Origin of the sequence: Burkholderia sp. JP2-270 (assembly GCF_003233675.1) — a bacterium.
In the GTDB taxonomy this organism is placed as follows: Bacteria; Pseudomonadota; Gammaproteobacteria; order Burkholderiales; family Burkholderiaceae; genus Burkholderia; species Burkholderia pyrrocinia_C.
Genome location: NZ_CP029824.1, coordinates 853,177 through 870,964, shown reverse-complemented (window position 1 = coordinate 870,964; position 17,788 = coordinate 853,177). Strand labels below are relative to the sequence as shown.

At 67.0% G+C, this 17,788-nt stretch carries 16 protein-coding genes, 1 tRNA gene and 1 pseudogene; 7 read left to right on the top strand and 11 right to left on the bottom strand.

Features of this window, described 5'->3' with window-relative positions; genetic code table 11:
- Positions 1 to 52 precede the first annotated feature (52 nt).
- Positions 53 to 1,102 (bottom strand): LysR family transcriptional regulator, encoded by a 1,050-nt coding sequence (locus DM992_RS04140; RefSeq protein ID WP_111015813.1) that lies wholly within the window; start codon positions 1,100 to 1,102, stop codon positions 53 to 55.
- Between the two features lie 425 nt (positions 1,103 to 1,527).
- On the opposite strand from DM992_RS04140, the gene DM992_RS04135 reads away from it, so the two are divergent.
- Positions 1,528 to 2,541: a D-2-hydroxyacid dehydrogenase family protein gene (locus DM992_RS04135; RefSeq protein WP_111017795.1), complete on the top strand. Its 1,014-nt coding sequence runs from the start codon at positions 1,528 to 1,530 to the stop codon at positions 2,539 to 2,541.
- A gap of 48 nt (positions 2,542 to 2,589) precedes the next feature.
- On the opposite strand, the gene DM992_RS04130 is transcribed toward DM992_RS04135, so the two are convergent.
- Together DM992_RS04130 and DM992_RS04125 are read right to left on the bottom strand one after the other, a co-directional pair.
- Positions 2,590 to 3,456: a patatin-like phospholipase family protein gene (locus tag DM992_RS04130; protein WP_111015811.1), complete on the bottom strand. Its 867-nt coding sequence runs from the start codon at positions 3,454 to 3,456 to the stop codon at positions 2,590 to 2,592.
- A gap of 8 nt (positions 3,457 to 3,464) precedes the next feature.
- Positions 3,465 to 3,869 carry a PaaI family thioesterase gene (locus DM992_RS04125; RefSeq protein ID WP_044847342.1) on the bottom strand — a complete coding sequence of 135 codons (405 nt, stop codon included), beginning with the start codon at positions 3,867 to 3,869 and terminating at the stop codon, positions 3,465 to 3,467.
- A 190-nt stretch (positions 3,870 to 4,059) separates the two neighbouring features.
- Here DM992_RS04125 and DM992_RS04120 point away from each other — a divergent pair.
- Both DM992_RS04120 and DM992_RS04115 read left to right on the top strand, forming a co-directional pair.
- Positions 4,060 to 4,135: transfer RNA gene (locus tag DM992_RS04120), tRNA-Lys, on the top strand.
- Between the two features lie 188 nt (positions 4,136 to 4,323).
- A complete protein-coding gene (locus DM992_RS04115) occupies positions 4,324 to 5,373 on the top strand; it encodes a DUF3592 domain-containing protein (RefSeq protein ID WP_111015809.1) in 1,050 nt (349 codons plus the stop codon).
- Between the two features lie 49 nt (positions 5,374 to 5,422).
- Here DM992_RS04115 and DM992_RS04110 read toward each other — a convergent pair whose 3' ends face one another.
- Complete coding sequence (locus DM992_RS04110) at positions 5,423 to 6,037, bottom strand: CGNR zinc finger domain-containing protein (RefSeq protein ID WP_111015807.1); 615 nt, start codon at positions 6,035 to 6,037, stop codon at positions 5,423 to 5,425.
- 81 nt (positions 6,038 to 6,118) lie between these two features.
- On the opposite strand from DM992_RS04110, the gene DM992_RS04105 reads away from it, so the two are divergent.
- Positions 6,119 to 6,934: an alpha/beta hydrolase gene (locus DM992_RS04105; RefSeq protein ID WP_111017794.1), complete on the top strand. Its 816-nt coding sequence runs from the start codon at positions 6,119 to 6,121 to the stop codon at positions 6,932 to 6,934.
- 24 nt (positions 6,935 to 6,958) lie between these two features.
- Here DM992_RS04105 and DM992_RS04100 read toward each other — a convergent pair whose 3' ends face one another.
- The 3 genes from DM992_RS04100 to DM992_RS04090 are packed head-to-tail and all read right to left on the bottom strand — an operon-like array spanning position 6,959 to position 9,191.
- Positions 6,959 to 7,717 carry an amino acid ABC transporter ATP-binding protein gene (locus DM992_RS04100; RefSeq protein ID WP_111015805.1) on the bottom strand — a complete coding sequence of 253 codons (759 nt, stop codon included), beginning with the start codon at positions 7,715 to 7,717 and terminating at the stop codon, positions 6,959 to 6,961.
- The gene (locus DM992_RS04095) at positions 7,714 to 8,394 is read right to left on the bottom strand and encodes an amino acid ABC transporter permease (RefSeq protein WP_111015803.1); all 681 of its coding nucleotides are present in this window, start codon (positions 8,392 to 8,394) and stop codon (positions 7,714 to 7,716) included. The genes DM992_RS04100 and DM992_RS04095 overlap by 4 nt, the downstream gene beginning before the upstream one ends.
- A 14-nt stretch (positions 8,395 to 8,408) precedes the next feature.
- Entirely contained in the window at positions 8,409 to 9,191 is a 783-nt protein-coding gene (locus tag DM992_RS04090) for an amino acid ABC transporter substrate-binding protein (RefSeq protein ID WP_111015801.1), read from the bottom strand.
- A gap of 324 nt (positions 9,192 to 9,515) precedes the next feature.
- Between DM992_RS04090 and DM992_RS04085 the strand changes: the two genes are divergently transcribed.
- Complete coding sequence (locus DM992_RS04085) at positions 9,516 to 9,794, top strand: hypothetical protein (protein WP_111015799.1); 279 nt, start codon at positions 9,516 to 9,518, stop codon at positions 9,792 to 9,794.
- Positions 9,795 to 9,883: 89 nt separating this feature from the next.
- Here DM992_RS04085 and phnY read toward each other — a convergent pair whose 3' ends face one another.
- Positions 9,884 to 11,338, bottom strand: coding sequence for a phosphonoacetaldehyde dehydrogenase (phnY, locus tag DM992_RS04080; RefSeq protein WP_111015797.1), 1,455 nt, complete (start codon positions 11,336 to 11,338; stop codon positions 9,884 to 9,886).
- A gap of 29 nt (positions 11,339 to 11,367) precedes the next feature.
- Positions 11,368 to 12,606: a phosphonoacetate hydrolase gene (phnA, locus tag DM992_RS04075; protein WP_111017793.1), complete on the bottom strand. Its 1,239-nt coding sequence runs from the start codon at positions 12,604 to 12,606 to the stop codon at positions 11,368 to 11,370.
- 200 nt (positions 12,607 to 12,806) lie between these two features.
- Here phnA and DM992_RS04070 point away from each other — a divergent pair.
- Positions 12,807 to 13,056, top strand: a pseudogene (locus DM992_RS04070) (hypothetical protein); the annotation flags it as partial.
- An 11-nt stretch (positions 13,057 to 13,067) separates the two neighbouring features.
- On the top strand, positions 13,068 to 14,456 hold the full coding sequence (locus DM992_RS04065) for an FAD-dependent oxidoreductase (protein WP_111017792.1): 1,389 nt from the start codon (positions 13,068 to 13,070) through the stop codon (positions 14,454 to 14,456).
- A gap of 85 nt (positions 14,457 to 14,541) precedes the next feature.
- Here DM992_RS04065 and DM992_RS04060 read toward each other — a convergent pair whose 3' ends face one another.
- Together DM992_RS04060 and DM992_RS04055 are read right to left on the bottom strand one after the other, a co-directional pair.
- A complete protein-coding gene (locus tag DM992_RS04060) occupies positions 14,542 to 15,270 on the bottom strand; it encodes a phosphonate utilization associated transcriptional regulator (RefSeq protein ID WP_111015795.1) in 729 nt (242 codons plus the stop codon).
- Positions 15,271 to 15,465: 195 nt separating this feature from the next.
- Positions 15,466 to 17,637 carry a phospholipase C, phosphocholine-specific gene (locus DM992_RS04055; RefSeq protein WP_111015793.1) on the bottom strand — a complete coding sequence of 724 codons (2,172 nt, stop codon included), beginning with the start codon at positions 17,635 to 17,637 and terminating at the stop codon, positions 15,466 to 15,468.
- Positions 17,638 to 17,788: the final 151 nt, after the last annotated feature.

Sequence of the window (17,788 nt, the reverse complement as noted above, 5' to 3'; positions counted from 1 at the left end):
ATCCGCGTTTTTTCTTTGTGCCGGCGGCAACGACCGCCCAGCCGTCGCGCCGTTACAGGGGCGACGGCACCGCGACGCGCGTACGCGACGAACGCGGCAGGCGCGGCGACAGGTTCGGGTCGGCCGATTCGGGTTGCTCGGCACGCGTCTCGACGCCGATCGGCGCAAGCGTCGCACCCTGCGCGGCCCACTGCTCGCCGATCGTCGCATCGGTCGAGTGACTGAAATACTCGACGAGGTGGTCGATGAACGTGCGCACCTTCGCGGGCAAATGGCGCCGGCTCGGGTAAGCGATGTTGATCTCGACCTGCGGCAGCCGGAAATCCGGCAGCAGCCGCACCAGCGCGCCGCGCGCGATGTCGCTGCCGATCAGGTAGCTCGGCAGGATCGCGACGCCCATTCCGAGCAGCGCGAACTGGCGCAGCATCGCGGTGTTGTTCGCGACGATCACGTTGGTCGGGCGCACGCGCACTTCGCCGTCCGGCCCCGTGAACACGCGCTCGTCGCCCCAGTATTCGGCCGGCAGGCTCAGGCTCGGGTGCGCGACGAGCTGCTCCGGATGAGTCGGCACGCCGTGCTTCTCCAGATAGCTCGGCGTCGCGCACACGGTCATGCAGCCCGTGGTCAGCCGCCGCGTGACGATGCTCGCGCTGCGCATCTGGCGCGTGACGACGATGCCGACGTCGAAGCCTTCCTCGACGAGATCGACCTGCCGGTCGACCAGCGTGAGATCCGGCACCACTTTCGGGAAATTCTCCGTGTACGTCTGCAACACGGGCGCGAGGTTATGCAGGCCGAACACGACCGGCGCGACGATCCGCAGCGTGCCGACCGGCTCGTGATTGCGCGCGACGACCATCTGCTCGACATCCTCGAGCTCGTCGAGGATCTGGCGAGCACGCTCCAGATAGACCTGGCCCGACTCCGTCAGGGAAAGGCTGCGCGTGGTGCGGTTCAGCAAACGCGTGCCGAGCCGGCCTTCCAGATCGGCGACGTGACGCGTCGCAACCGCGTTGGAAATATCCATTGCACTCGCGGCCCGCGCAAAACTGCCGAGATCTGCAACCTTGACGAACACGCGCATCGACTGCAAATGATCCATAAACGACTCCTGCCGCTGTTACAACTTCAAAAAGATGAAGCAAATGCGTAATTCTCCTACGACAGCGGAAATGATGCAGAGTTGCTCAACAAGGCGCCGGTTGACGATAAAAATAGTCAAAAATCCTCGCCCTCTGCGGATAGTTGATCCAACTATTCTGATTGGAGCAACAATTGGGTGAACCTCGTCGAGTAGGCGGCCGAATCAGGAAGGACGTATTTGATGCGACACAACAGCGCACCCTTGCGCACCGCACGCGAGCGGCGCCGGGTGTGGCTGCCGCCAATTGCGGCGGAGCGTAACAACCTGTTAAAAAGACACCATGAACGCGGCCGGCGTAGCATCATGTCGGCCCCGGCCGGGCGGGACGGGTGCGCGACTGCGCCGCCGCCACTGCCGCTTTCAACGCGCGACACCCGTTCATCATGAAAATTGCCATCCTCGACGACTACCAGGACGCCGTCCGCAAGCTGAACTGCTTCGAGATGCTTGCCGACCACGACGTGAAGGTCTTCAACAATACGGTGCGCGGCCTGGGACAGCTCGCAAGCCGTCTGGCGGAAGTCGAGGCGCTCGTGCTGATTCGTGAACGGACCCCGATTTCGTCGCAACTGCTCGCCAAGCTGCCGAACCTGCGCATGATCAGCCAGACCGGCCGCGTCTCGAGCCATATCGACCTCGAAGCGTGTACCGACCGCGGCATCGCGGTGCTCGAAGGCACGGGTTCGCCGGTTGCGCCCGCCGAGCTGACCTGGGCGCTCGTGATGGCCGCCCAGCGCCGCATTCCGCAGTACGTCGCGAACCTGAAGCAGGGCGCATGGCAGCAGTCGGGCCTGAAGACGTCGGCGCTGCCGCCGAACTTCGGCCTCGGCCAGGTGCTGCGCGGCCAGACGCTCGGCATCTGGGGCTACGGCAAGATCGGCCGGCTCGTCGCCGGCTACGGCAAGGCGTTCGGGATGAACGTGCTGATCTGGGGCCGCGAGCATTCGCTCGAGGCCGCGCGCGCCGACGGCTACACGGCCGCCGAGAGCCGCGAGGCGCTGTTCGAGCAGAGCGACGTGCTGTCGCTGCACCTGCGCATGCACGACGACACGCGCGGGATCGTCAAGCAGGAAGACCTGATGCGGATGAAGCCGACGTCGCTGCTCGTCAATACGAGCCGCGCGGAGCTGCTCGAGGAAAACGCGCTCGTCAACGCGCTGTCGCACAACCGTCCGGGGATGGTGGCAATCGACGTGTTCGAGAGCGAGCCGATCCTGCAGGGCTACAGCCTGCTGCGGATGGAGAACGTGATCTGCACGCCGCACATCGGCTATGTCGAGCGCGAGAGCTACGAGCTCTATTTCAGCGCGGCGTTCAGGAACATCCTCGCGTTCGACGAGGGCGACATGTCGAGCGTCGCCAATCCGGAAGCGCTGACGCCGATCCGCAAGCGCTGATCGCGCGGGCGGCGCACCCGCGCGGCCCCGCTGCTCCATTCCCCGCCATCAGGCGGCCACGCGGCCGCCTGTCATCGCACCGACGCGCGTGAGGAAATGCTCGCCGTCGCGCCGCCCGAGGTCGTACGCATGCCGCATCTGCGACGGGCTCGTGTAATCCCAGCTTGAAATCGGCACCTTGCTCGACGGCTGTACGTACAGCCGCCGCTGGTCGCCGTGCGCGACCGTGAACATCTGCGGGCGCGGATACAGCCGCGTGACGAGCACCAGCACGTCGCCCGGCGACGGGTCGAGCGCGTCGACCGGCACGTTGTCGACCATCCCGCCGTCGAGCACGGGCCGGCCGCCGCGACGCAGCACCGGCGTGAACGGCGGCGTGCAGGACGACTGCAGGATCAGGTCGGCAAGTTCGTCGACTTGCGTGCAGGCCTGCGCCCGCACGAATTCAGGCCGAAAGCCGAGCGTGCGCCCGAGCGTCGGGTGCAGCGTCTTGCGCACGTACTTCTCGATGTTGTACGCGACGAGGCCGGCAGCAACCGCACTGCGCGCACCGAGCCAGCGCGGCACGTGCGACACGCCGATGCGGATCTCCGGCGCCTCTGCAAGCTTGGCGAACGGCTCGCCGTAGATGTCGAGCAATGCCTGCCGGTAGATGCGGTAATGCGGAAACACGGGCTCGCGCCCGAACAGGTTGCCCCAGTATGCGTTCTTCCGGTTGTGGCGCAGCGCCTCTTCGTAATAGCGCATCACCCACGCGGCGTCACGCGTATACAGCATGCACGCGGTCGCCGCGCCGGCCGAGATGCCGGTGATCACACGCGGGCGCAGCCCGAGGGCCGGCTGCGCGACGTCCCAGAAGCCGGCCTGCCACCAGCAGCGATTGCCGCCGCCCGCAAAAACGATCTGGTCGAACATCGCGCCGCTCAGCTGACGAGTGCGTAGGTCGACGTCGCGTGGACGGCCATCTTGCCGTCCTCGTCGAACAGCTCGACTTCGCCGAACACGAGGTTGCGGCCCATCCGCAGCACGCGCGCGGTGACGAGCACGTCGCCCTTGCGCACGGGGCGCATGAAGTTCGTGTTCAGCGATACGGTCGTCATCGGCCGGAACTCGCCGAGCGCGGCCGAGATCGCGACCACCATCGCGGTATCGGCGGCCGCCGTGAACACCTGGCCGCAGATCACGCCGCCCGAATGGCGGAATTCGCCGGAAAACGGCAGGCGCATCGTGACGCTGTCGTCGCCGATCGACACGGGGACCAGACCGAGCGAGCGGACCCACGGGGCCAGCAGGCGATCCAGCAATTCGCGGACTGCGTTTTCGTCCATCTTGGAATGTCCAGAAAACGTTGCGCGACCGCCGCGCAACGCGTGTGGCGTCATCATACCGGGAGCGCGCAAACTGCGACCGCTCGTTACCGCGTCGACAGCTGCCATTGGCGTGACGAAATATTTTCAGGAAATTTGCACAAAGTTCTTGCCAAGCCTGAAATACCCATGCATAATCTTTCTTCTGTTGGGGGCGTTAGCTCAGTTGGTAGAGCAGCGGACTCTTAATCCGTAGGTCGAGTGTTCGAGTCACTCACGCCCCACCAGGATTTCAAAAGGCCGGTCAGCGAAAGCTGACCGGCCTTTTTCATTTCCGCGCGCCACGTTCGTGGCGCGCTCCCTCCTGCGGTACACATCCGCACGCCCCTTCCGCGCCGTTTCCGCTAGAATCGTCCGACAAATATCACACGACCGGCGCAGGTACCGTCGTTTGCCCCGCCGGCACTGAGAGAACATGGGACGTCATACATGGAAGCATGTGAACGAGACGCGACCATTCAGAGGGCCTGGTTGCGCCGATATCGGCCTGTCCGTCGGGACACGCCATTCACCCGATCGCATCCGAATCCGCCGCGCGACGCACCAGCCGGATCCGGTCATGCCGGGTAAGGATGCGCTCGCCGCGCTGGCGCTCGGCGTCGTGCTGCTCGTGCTCGCAGCCGTACTCGCGGCCACGACCGGCCGCGCGACCGGCCATCTGGTCCGCGCGCCGGGCACGGTCGTGCGCATCGTGCAGGACAGCGACGCGATGCGCGCGTACCGGCCGATCGTCGCCTACCTCGCGAACGACGGCCAGCGCCGCGAAATCGCCGGCAATACCGCGTCGACCGTCCCCGCGTACGACATCGGCGAGAGCGTCGACATCCTGCTCGACCCTGCCCATCCCGACCGCCCCGCACTGATCGACGATTTCGCGCAGCGCTGGTTTCCGGTTGCGGTGCCGGCGCTGCTCGCCGTCGCGTCGTTCGCGATCGGCGGCCTGCTGATCGCCGGCGAGCGCCGCCGCCGACCGTCCGACCCGCCGCCGGCCCGCGCCGCCCGCAAGCAGGCGCGGCGCCGCTGGGATATCGCGATCGTGCTGATCCCGATCGCGATCGGCACGGGCTTCCTCGCCGGCGCCGGCGCGGCCGGCCTGCGTCAGTGGCAGCTCGTCCGCCACTATGCGCAGTCGACCGGCCATGTCGTCGATATCGCGAAAAACGCGCGGTCGTCCCGCGCGCGCACGTCGCTGTATTCGGCAATCGTCGCGTTCACGACCGACAGCGGGCGCCAGATCACGTTCGCCCAGGGCGCGGCGTCGTCGCATCCGGGGCTGCGTGAAGGCGAAGCGGTCAACGTGCTGTACGACCCCGTCACACCCGAGCGCGCGGTCGTCGACCGCTTCTGGGATCGCTGGGGCCTCACGGCCATCCTGTTCGCGATCGGCGCGCCGTTCCTCGCGGCGGGACTGTTCGTCGCCGCGACGCTGTGGCCGGACCATCGGCCGCACGAAGCCGCTCAATGACGCTCGCGCGCCGGCCGCGCGCGGCGCGGTAACCGTAACGGCGCGCGCTTCACCGTTCCCTGAACGCCTCCACCTTCGCGCGATTCCCGCACGTGCGCATGTCGCACCAGCGCCGCCCGACGCCGCGGCCCCGATCGACGAAGAACCACGTACAGCGGCCGCACTGCCGCACGCGCGCGAAATCGTCGCTGCGCAGCAGATGCTCGAAACCAAGCGCGACCGCATCGATCCAGCGCGACGCGGCGCGCGCGTCGGGCCGCCACGCGAACCGGCCGTCGACCGCGTCGAACGCGCTGCGCCCGATCGCATCGCGGATCGCGACGGCGAGCCGGTCCGCCGCGCGCACACCGGCGCTGCCGCCGCCTCCGGCCGTCAGGTGCGCGATCGCGGCGTATGCATCCTCACGAAAGCGATGCAGCGCCACCAGCTCGTCCGGGCCGTCCTGCCGCGCATGACGCAGAAGCCGCGCCAGATCGGCCGGCGCCAGCAATCCCGCTTGCTCGGCCCATGCGCGCACGGCCGGCCAGTCGACGAGCTTGTCCTCGTCGCGCGTCTTGCCCGTATCGGCCACCGTGTTCAGGAAGTCGAGCGCCGGATGGCCGCCGACGAAATCGGCCGCGCCCCATTCGTGCGCGTGTCGCGCAGGCTCGTGTCGAGTAACCATTTATTTTCACCTATCGGTTTCATGTCCGGGCAATCCGGAGTAACCTGTTTACAGCCAAAACAGGTTATCACGGAGATGCCGATGCTCGAACTCGCCAACCGCTTCATGTTCGAAGGCCACCGGATTGCGTGGGGCACGCTCGGTGAAGGCCCGCCGCTCGTGCTCGTTCATGGCACGCCGTTTTCGTCGCAGGTGTGGCGCCGGATCGCGCCATGGCTCGCGCGGCGTCATCGCGTGTACTTCTACGACCTGCTCGGCTACGGCCAGTCCGACATGCCTGACGCGGATGTGTCGCTCGGCCGCCAGAACGTACTGTTCGGCTCGATGCTGGATGAATGGAAAATTGCGTGCCCGCGTGTGCTCGCGCATGACTACGGCGGTGCGACCGTGCTGCGCGCGCACTTCCTCGACGGCATCGCGTACGCGGACCTCACTCTCGTGAACCCGGTCGCGATCGCGCCGCAGGGTTCACCGTTCGTGCGCCACGTCGCGCAGCATGAAGCCGCGTTCACCGGATTGCCGGCGTATGCGCACCACGCGCTCGTATCGGCCTACATCGGCAATGCCGTGACACGGCCATTGAGCGACGATGCGCTGTCGATCTACCGTTCGCCGTGGCTCACGTCGGCCGGCCAGTCCGCGTTCTATCGCCAGATCGCGCAGATGCGCCAGCGCTACATCGAGGAAGCGGAGGCTCGCTACGCGCCACCGGACTTTCCGGTGCGCATCGTGTGGGGCGAGGACGATGCGTGGATTCCGCTCGAACAGGGGCAGGCGCTCGCCGATCGCATCGCGAACGGCGAATTGATCCGGGTGCCGCGCGCGGGCCATCTCGTGCAGGAAGATGCGCCGGAGGCGATCGTCGCAGCGGTGCTCGACGGGCAAGCGCCGGGCTGAGCACCGCAGGAATCGTGTATCGCGTCAGAAAGCCGGCACGCCTTGCGCGAGCGTCGCGATGAACTTCGCGGTGCGCGGGTCGCGCGGCTGGCCGAACAGGTCGCGCGATGCACCGGCCTCGACGATGCGGCCATCGGCGAGAAACACCGCGTCGTGCGCGATCGACGCGGCCAGGCGCAGGTCGTGCGTGGCCATCAGCATCGTCGTGCCTTCGCGTGCGAGCTGGCGCAGCACCTCGACCACCTCGATGGACAGCTCGGGATCGAGCGCCGACGTCGGCTCGTCGCACAGCAGCACCTGCGGCGACGGCGCGAGTGCGCGCGCGATGGCCACGCGCTGCTGCTGGCCGCCCGACAGCGTCGCGGGCCATGCATCGGCCTTGTCCGCGATACCGACCTTGTCGAGCAGCGCGAGCGCCCGTTCGCGTGCGCGCTCGCGCGGCCAGCGCTGCACGGCCACGAGCCCTTCCATCACGTTCTGCACGACGCTCAGGTGCGGAAACAACTGGAAGTTCTGGAACACCATGCCGGTCTGCCGGCGCACCGCGAACACGGCGTCGCGCGACGGCCGGCGCGCCGGTGCAAAGTCGACGCGCGCGTCGCCCACCGTGAGCGCGCCCGCTTCGGGCACTTCGAGCAGGTTCACGCAGCGCAGCAGCGTGCTCTTGCCGCTGCCGGACGGCCCGATCAGCGCGGTCACGCTGCCCGGCTGCAATGCGAGGTCGATCGCGCTCAGCACGCGATGCGCGCCGAACGACTTGTCGATGCGTTCGAGACGAATCATCGCAACTCCGCCTGGAACAACGCATGACGGCCGAAACGGATTTCGAGGCGACGTTGCAGCGTAGAGAGCACCGAACTGAACAGCAGGTAGATCAGCGCGGCTTCGGTATAGAGGATCAGCGGCTCGTAGGTCACGGCCGCGATGCGCTGCGCGGCCTGGAAGATCTCGGGCACGGTCAGCACGGCCGCGAGCGACGTGTCCTTCACGAGCGAGATGAACGAATTCGACAGCGCGGGCAGCGCGACGCGCACGGCCTGCGGCAGGATCGCGCGGCGCAGCGCCTGCGCGCGCGTCATCGCCATCGAGTACGCGGCTTCCCACTGCCCCTTCGGGATCGATTCGATCACGCCGCGGATCACCTCGGCGTTGTACGCGCCGACATTCAGCGAGAAGCCGATCACGGCGGCCGTCAGCGGATCGAGCACGATGCCGACGCTCGGCAGCCCGTAGAAGATCACGAACAGTTGCACGAGCAACGGCGAGCCGCGAAACAGCCAGATATAGAAACGCACGACGGCCTGCGCCCAGCGCGGCCCGAACAGCCGCGCGAGTGCCGCGCCGAACGCGAGCAGCAGGCCGATCGCGAACGACGCGAGCGTGAGCGGAACCGTGAACACGAGCCCCGCATAAAGCAGGGGCCGCAGCGATTCCGCCATCAGGTGCAGCCAGGGCGGCATCGTTCAGCCTCGCGTCACGGCTGCGACACGTCGCGGCCGAAGTACTTCTGCGAGATCTTCGCGTAGGTGCCGTCCGACTTGATGTCCGCGAGCGCCTTGTCGATCGCGGCCACCAGCTCGGGGCTGCCTTTGCGCAGCAGCACGCCCGATGCGTCGCCGGCGCCGGTCGTATCGGTCGCCGCAATCTTCAGTTTCGCGTCGGGCTTGTGCTTGCGGAAATCGAGGTACGACAGCGAATCGTTGATCGTCGCGTCGACACGCCCGGACGTCAGCAGGTCGATCGATTCGTTGAAGCCCTGCACGGGCACCACGTCCGCGCCATGGGCGGCCGCGAGCTTGCCGAAATTGCTCGTCAGCGTGTTCGCGGATTTCTTGCCCTTCAGGTCGTCGAACGAGCGGATCGTCGTGTTGTCCGTGCGCACGATCAGCACCGCGTGCGACGTGATGTACGGCGACGAGAAAGCGTATTTCGCCTTGCGCGCGTCGGTGATCGACACTTCGTTGACGACCGCGTCGTAGCGGTTCACGTCGAGGCCCGCGATCAGCCCGTCCCACTTTCCTTCGACGAATTGCGGCTTCACGCCGAGACGCTGCGCGATCGCGGTGGCGATGTCGACGTCGAAGCCCGTCAGCTTGCCGGTCTCGTCGTGGTACGTGAACGGCGCGTACGTGCCTTCGGTGCCGACCCGGAACACGCCGGACGACTTGATCTGCGCGAGATCGTCGGCGGCGAATGCGCTCGTCGCCGCGACGGCCTGCAGCAGCGCGACGAGCAGAATGGAGCGGATGAATTTCATGGTGCGGACCCCGAACGATGGAAGGGAGTAACCCGCCGGCCCGAGCGGCCGCGCGAGAGGTCCGCGAATTCTACCGACGCGCCGATGTCCGGCAAAAACGCAAATCCGCTAACGATATGAGCGCGTCGAATAACGCGCCGGCCAGCCACGCATTGCGCAGACGAAATCCGTCGCGATGCGGCACGGCAATCGTCCGACGTTTCGTTACCGGCGGTTACAGAAACGACAACGCGGTATCACCCATTCGGCACGCGCTACATACCATGAAGACAGGTGAACCGATTGCTCGCGGGCCTTGCCGTCCGCGAACGGAGGGAACGGCAAATGAAACGCATCCTGTTGTCCTGCGCCCTCGGCATCGCGGCCGCCTGCCTGTCGGCAAGCGCGTTCGCACGTGCCGACATCGGCGTGTATTTCGGCGTGCCGGGGCCCGTGATCGAAGCGCCGCCGCCTGTCTACTACGCGCCGCCGCCGCCCGTCGTGTACGAGCCGGCACCCGTCTATTACGGCCCGTACTACGGCGACTACCGTTACCGCTACTACCGGCATGACAACGGCTGGCATCGCGGCTGGCGTCATCACCACCACGACGAAGGCGATTGACCGTCGCGTGGCAGCCGTCGCGGCCGCGTCCCGCCCGGGGAAATTTCGCGCGCCGGCCTTCGAGCCGGCGCGTCCGCATCACGCGCCGCTTACCACGGCAGCGAATACGTCTTCGTATTCGTGAAGCTCTTCATCGCTTCCTGCACGCCTTCCTTGTAGCCGAGCCCCGAATCCTTCACGCCGCCGAACGGCGTCAGCTCGAGCCGGTAGCCCGGCACCTCGCGCACGTTCACGCTGCCGACCTCCAGCTCGGTGATGAAGCGCGTGATGTTGTCGAAGCGGTTCGTGCAGACCGACGACGACAGCGCATAGTCGGTACTGTTCGACATCCGGATCGCTTCGTCGATGTCGCGAAAGCGCATGATCGGCGACACGGGGCCGAAGGTTTCATGCTTCACCAGCGGCATGTCGGGCGTCACGCGATCGATCACCGTCGGCGAATACAGCGCGCCGTCGCGCACGTTGCCGACCAGCAGCCGCGCACCGCGCGCGATCGCGTCGTTCACCTGCTGCTCGCAGAACTTCGCGGCCGCTTCGTCGATCACGGTGCCCATGTCGACCGACGGATCCGACGGATTCCCGTACGACCACGCGCGCGTCTTCTCGACGACCAGTTCGGTGAAACGATCGGCCACCGCTTCGTGCACGAGCATCCGCTTGATCGCCGTGCAGCGCTGCCCCGAGTTCTTGTACGAGCCCGACACCGCGAGCGTGCTCGCTTCGTCGAGATCGGCGTCTTCCATCACGATGATCGGATCGTTGCCGCCGAGTTCGAGCACCGCGCGCCGGTAACCCATCCGCGCTGCGATCGACTTGCCGATCGATACGCCGCCGGTGAACGTGATCAGGTCGATCGCCGGGTTCGTGATCAGTTCGTCCGCGATCTCCTTCGGATCGCCGGTGAGCACCTGCAGCATCTGCGGCGGCAGGCCGGCTTCATACAGGATGTCGGCGAACAGGTAGCACGACAGCGGCACCTTCTCCGACGGCTTGACGACGATCCGGTTGTTGGTCGCGACCGACGGCACGATCTTGTGCGCGACCTGGTTCATCGGGTGGTTGAACGGCGTGATCGCGGAGATCACGCCGAGCAGCGGTTCGCGCTGCGTATACACGCGGCGCTTCTTGCCGTGCGGCGTCAGATCGCACGAGAAGATCTGCCCGTCGTCCTTCAGCACTTCACCGGCGCCGAACGTCAGCACGTCGGCCACGCGGCCCGCTTCGTACGTCGAATCCTTGATGCACAACCCGGCCTCGGCCGTGATCAGCGCCGCGATCCCGGCGGTGCGCGAGCGCACGATGTCGGCCGCGCGGCGCAGGATCGCCGCGCGATCGTGGCGCGTGAGCGTCGGCCGATACGCGCGCGCGACCGCGAACGCGCGCCGCACGTCTTCCGGCGTCGCCTTCGGCACCGTGCCGACCAGCGAGCCGTCGTACGGGTTGCGCACGTCGATCACCGCGTCCCGTTGAATCCGTTCGCCATCGATTCGCAGTGCTTCGCGACGAATCTCGCGGACGGCCGTCGAGGCTGCAATGGCGTTCATGAGAGTGTCCCCTTGCGGATGCGTGCGCATCACTGCAGATGGTTGAGCGCGATATCGATGATGTCGAAGTTGCGCAGCCGCGCGCGGCCCGTGACGTCGGCGGCGACCGGCTTGCTGAAGATCAGCGGCACGATCTGCTCGGAGATCCCTCCGTGCGAGCGCAGCGGCACGTCGAGGCCCGACAGGTCATGCTTGATGCGGCGCGTGCCGAGCACGACGTCCTGCTTCGAGATCACGATCAGGTCGCCCATCCGCGCCGGCGGCAGCTCGAAGCGCGCGCAACCCTCGGCGCCCGTCAGCACGAGCTCGATGCCGTCCACCGCCGCAAGACGCGCGCGCAGCGCATCGGCATCGGCCGACGCCGGCACGTAGACGGTCGCGAACGAGCCGAGCGCGCCGTGGTGCACGACGTATGGATCGGTGATCGGCAGGATCACGCGCGCCGCGTCGTGGCCGAGCCATTCGTCGAACCGTTCCTGCAGATAGATCACGTTCGGCTCGCCGGTGGTGGCGTCGTGCTTCGCGTTCATCCCGTGGTCGGCCGTGATCGCGACGATCGCGCCGAGCGCGTCGAGGCGCCGCAGGTACTTGTCCATCATTGCGTAGAACGCGTTCGCGCCGGGCGTGCCGGGTGCGCACTTGTGCTGCACGTAGTCGGTCGTCGACAGGTACATCAGGTCGATCGGCCGCGTCTCGAGCAGGCGCACGCCGGCCGCGAACACGAATTCCGACAGATCCGCGCTGTAAACGCTCGGCACCGGCTTGCCGACGAGCTCCAGCACGTGGTCGATGCCGTTTTCCTCGAGGCTCGCTTCGTCGGCCTTTTCCGACGAGAAGCAGATGCCCTCCAGCCCCTTGCCGAGCAGGCGGCGCAGCTTGTCCTTCGCGGTGACGACCGCGACGCGCGCGCCCTGTTCGGCGAAGGTCGCGAGCACGGTGGGCGCGACCAGGTACTTCGGATCGTTCATCAGCACCTCGGCGCCGGTGTCGCGATCGTAGAAGTAGTTGCCGCTGATCCCGTGGATCGCCGGCGGCACGCCGGTGACGATCGACAGGTTGTTCGGGTTCGTGAAGCTCGGCACCACGCATTCGCCCTTGAGCGCCGTGCCGGGCTTCAGCAGCGTGCGCAGGAACGGCGCGACGCCGGCCCCGGCCGCTTCTTCCAGATATTCGTATGCGCAGCCATCGACGCAGACGACCACCACGGGCCGGCTCATCCAGTTGTAGCGGCGGCCGTTCACTTCCACGGAAACAGGCGTTCCAGTCATGACGTTCATTCCTTTCAGTTCGACGCGGTTGAGCCGCCGGCGCCCGCACCGCGCCGAAGGGAGGTGTTTTCGATGCTTGACATTAAAGTTGATGATTTGTAGATTGTCAACAACATGCAGAGAACAGAAAGCAAAGTGGCGCAGTGAAAAGAGGGCTGGTCTCAACTCATCCACCGCGTGCCGCGGCGTCTCAGTCAAGGTCCGAAGATGAACCGAACTACGACTTCAAGCGGTTTATCAGGAGGTCAAAAAGCACGGCTACATTCCGTATCCGGGCAAGCTGACCGAAGTCGAGACGTTCCGCGTCGGCTGCTCGGCGACGTCGACGAGGCCGGCATTCCGGGCGCCGTCGTCGCGATCGCCGACACGCTGCGGGCGATGGGCGCGAGCCGTGTGTCGGCCGGAGCGGCGGCGAGTTTTCCGGCCGTGCAGACACCCGACCCTTATTGAAGAACCATCCGATGCGACCCTTCTGGATCGAACAAGCGCTATTCAACGACGGCGATCTCGCCCCCGCGCTGCAGGGCGCAACGCAGGCCGACGTCTGCATCGTCGGCGGCGGCTTCACCGGGCTCTGGACCGCGATCCAGGCGAAGCAGCAGAACCCGGCGCTCGACATCGCGATCCTCGAATCCGACCTGTGCGGCGCCGGCGCGAGCGGCCGCAACGGCGGCTGCCTGCTCACGTGGTCCGCGAAATTCCTGACGCTGCGGCGCCTGTTCGGCGAAGCCGAGGCGATCCGGCTCGTGAAGGCATCGGAAGCCGCCGTCCGGCACATCGCTGATTTCTGCCGCGCGCACGGCATCGACGCCGAATTGCGGCTCGACGGCACGCTGTACACCGCGACGTCACACGCGCAGGTCGGCACGCTCGCGCCGGTGCTCGACGCGCTCGCCGCATGCGGCATCCACAGCTACGAGCCGCTGCCGCCCGCCGAAGTCGCACGCCGCTCGGGCTCCGCGCGCAATCTCGACGGCGTCTACTCGCCGATCGCCGCGACCGTGCATCCCGGCAAACTCGTGCGCGGGCTGCGCCGCGTGGCGCTCGCGATGGGCATCCGGATCCATGAACGCACGCCGATGCTCGACTTCACGCCCGGGCAGCCGGCCGTCGTGCGCACGCCGTCCGGCAGCGTCACGGCGGGCCAGCTCGTGTTCGCGATCAACGCGTGGATGGCGAGCCGCTTCCCGCAGTTCGAGCGCACGATCGCGGTCGTGTCGAGCGACATGGTCATCACCGAGAAATGCCCGGAACTGCTCGAGAAGACCGGGCTCGTGGACGGCGTGTCGGTGCTCGATTCGCGAATCTTCGTCTACTACTACCGCACGACGGCCGACGGGCGGCTGATGCTCGGCAAGGGCGGCAACACGTTCTCGTGGCGCAGCCGCATCGCACCGGTGTTCGACCGGCGCTCGCCGTACGAGGCGCAGCTCACGCAAAGCCTGCGCGAGTTCTTCCCGTCGCTCGCGGGCGTGCCGGTCACCGCGAGCTGGAACGGCCCGTCGGACCGCTCGGTGACAGGCTTCCCGTTCTTCGGCCGCCTCGACGGCGCGCCGAACGTGTTCTACGGTTTCGGCTATTCGGGCAACGGCGTCGGGCCGACCTACATGGGCGGGCAGATCCTGTCGTCGCTCGTACTCGGCCTCGACAACGCGTGGACGCGTAGCCCGATCGCGCGCGGCCCGCTCGGCCATTTCCCGCCGGAGCCGATCCGCTATGTCGGCGCGCACGTCGTGCGCAATGCGATCCGCCGCAAGGAGCGCGCGGAGGACGAGAACCGGCAGCCGTCGGCCATCGATACGTGGCTCGCGAAGTTCGCGAGCGCGGCCGGGAAGGCCGACAAGGCGTGACGATGCGTTGACGGTAACGTCGCAATGAAAAAGGGACGCTGCGAGGCGCCCCTTTGCTTTTTATCCGGCGATTCGTGCGGCTGCGTTACGCGCGCACAGTTTTCTCCCGCGCCGCCTTGCCCGCTACCGGCAGCCCCTGCTCATGCGTGCGGCGCATCCGCGCAAGGCCATGCGCGACGTGTTCGCGCACCAGCGCGACGGCCTTCTCCTCGTCGCCGCTCGCGAGCGCCTGCACGATCTTGTCGTGCTCGGCCGCCGACACCGCGATCGCATCTTCCTCGGCCTCGATCGCGGCCTGGCGCAGCAGCCCGAGCTGACGCACGAGCCGGCGGTAGGTATCGGTCAGGTGCGTATTGCCGACGCCCACGACCATCGCGTCGTGGAACTGCACGTTCAGCTCGGTATAGCGCGTGACGTCGTGCGACTTCGCGGCGCCCTTCATCGACTGGATAATGCCCTTCAGCACTTTCAGCGTGTCGGGCGAGATGCGCTTCGCGAGCGCGCGCGCGACCGACTCGTCGAGCATCGCGCGCACTTCGTAGATCTCCTCGGCCTCGCGCAGCGGCACGACGCGCACGGTCACGCCGCGGTTCTTCTCGTTGCGCAGCAGTCCGGCCTGCTCCAGCGCGCGGAACGCTTCGCGCACCGGGCCGCGCGACACGTTCAGCTTCGTCGCGATCTCGACTTCGTTGAGCTTCTCGCCGGGTACGTATTCGCCGGAGACGATCGCGCGCTCGAGCATGTCCTGGACGATCATCGCGAGCGACTGGCTTTGCAGGAGTTCGATGGCACTGAGCGTGTTCGGGGCAGTCATGGTCGGGCAGGCAGCGGGGCTGCGGGTGAAAACGAGGGCGCCATATCGGCGAATGCTCCTTCTATACCCTCGGCCCGACACATCGTCAACAGTCTTCAGTTTCCAAAAACCAATTCCACCTGCCGGGATGCATCCGGCAGGCGCCCGTCGCACGGCGGGCGAAGCTCGCCCGAACCGCGCGACGTGTGCCGACCGTCAGGCCGTATGCTTCACCGGCCCCGGATCGCTGTGGCTCGGCCGGCCCGTTTCTACGTGGCCCGCGAAGCGGCGCACGACCTTGTCGTCGCCACCGCGCAGCGTCGTCGCGGTGATCGTCAGATCGTACCAGCCGTGGCTCGACGACAGCTCGAAGTGATCCTCGACGCGCTCGCCCGGCTCCAGCGTGTAGGTGCGCGCATGCGCATGGCTGTAAGCGTTGTCGACCGTCACGCGGCACGTCGCGCGCCCGCTGTTGCGCAGTTGCAGGTATACGTGGCGGTTGCGCACGTCGTAGCCGATCTTCGCCTCGGGGTTCGCGTGGCGGCCGTCCGCGGCGAGCCGCGTGTTGCCCTGGAACTCGCACAGATAGCCGTTCGGGCCGTATGCGGCGAGATGGTACTCGCCGTGCGCGGCCGACGTGCTCCACGTATCGACGAAGCGGTCGTGCGCGGACACCGCATAACGACGCGGCGGCGTCGCCGGGTTGCGGCGGTCGTACACGTAGAACGCCGCGCCCGCGTCGCCCGAGTTCGCGAAGTCGAGCGACACGCTGTCGTCGTGTCCGCTCACGCGGCTGTGCACGTACAGCTCGTACGGCAGCGCCCGCGCGGGACGCGTGCCGGGCTCCTGCGCCGGCATCGACTGCTGCGCGGGCACCTGGTACGCGTGGCCGGCCGTCGCGATATGCTGCGGCACCGTGAAGCTCACCGTGCGCGTGTCGGGGCGCGCGGAGAAGTCGAATGCCGACGTGAGGTCGCCGCAGATCGACCGGCGCCACGCGCTGATGTTCGGCTCCTTCACGCCGAAGCGCGCTTCGAGGAAACGCAGCACCGACGTATGGTCGAACGTTTCCGAGCAGACCCAGCCGCCCTTCGTCCACGGCGAGATGATGATCAGCGGCACGCGCGGCCCGAGGCCGATCGGCTGGATGCCGCCCGGGTCGGCACCCGGCACGAGCGGGCTCATCTCGCCCGGGTACTTGTTCAGGTCGAGCAGCTCGTCGCCGAGGTTCGACAGCAGGTTCGACGACACGATGCCCTGGCCGCCCACGCCGCTCGTCACCGGCGGCACCGGCGGCACGACGTGGTCGAACAGCCCGTCGTTCTCGTCGTAGTTGAGGATGAACACCGTCTTCGCCCACACCTCGGGGTTCGACGTCAGCGCCTCGAGCACCATGTTGATGTAGAACGCGCCGTCGGTCGGCGATGCCTGCGGGTGCTCGCTGTACTTGTACGGCGACACGATCCACGACACCTGCGGCAGCCGGTTCGCCTGAACGTCGGCCTTCAGCTCGGCAAGCGTGTGGTCCGACGCGCCCTTGTCGACCAGCGGGCCGCTCGCGCCTTCCTTCACCTGGAAGCGCTTGAAGAACATCAGCGAGTTGTCGGTGTAGTTGTCGGTCGGGTCGCCCGGGATGCCCGTGCCGCCCTGGTACACCTTCCAGCTGATCTTGGCGTTCTCGAGGCGCTCGGCATAGGTCGTCCACGTGTAGCCGTTCACGTCGTCGCGCTCGCCGATGCCCGGGCCGTTCGGCGGGTTGCCGTAGATGTTGCGCGGGTCGACCGTGCCGGTCCACAGGTAGATGCGGTTCGGCGCCGTGTCGGCGTGCGCGGAGCAGAAGTACGAATCGCAGATCGTGAACGCGTCGGCCAATGCGTAGTGGTACGTGAGATCCTGGCGCTTCAGGTAGCCCATCGTCAGCACGTCCTGCTTCTGGTTCACCCACTGGTCCCACTGGCCGTTGTTCCAGGCAAGGTGGCCGCTGCTCCAGCCGTGGTTGGTACCCGGCTGAAATTCGGTCGTCTGCTTCGGGTCGAGGTAGAACGGCAGCACGTACGGCGCCGACGGGTCGAGGCCGCGCGAATGGTAGTTCTTCGTGAACACCGACGCCGGCGGCTGCTGCCACACCGGTGCGCCGCTCGGCAGCAGGTGCGGGCGCGGGTCGTTGAAGCCGCGCACGCCGCGCAGCCCGCCGAAGTAATGGTCGAACGAACGGTTTTCCTGCATGAAGATCACGACGTGTTCGACGTCGCGGATCGTGCCGGTACGATAGGCGGCCGGCATCGCCAGCGCATTGCGGATCGCGGGCGGGAAGCCCGCGTAGGCGGCCATCGCGCCGGCCGATTGCGCGGCGAGGCGCAGGAAATCGCGTCGATTGTTCGAGGACATGAAGAGGACCCTGTGGTCGGTAGGAGTGGGGTCGCCGGTCGAGCGGGGGCCGGCGGTCGGTGCGTTGCCGTTATTACCCCGCACCGGCATGTCCCGGCCGTGACCGGTTCCAGCAGGTTTCTTGCGGTTACCCCCAGCTTTTTTTCGAAGC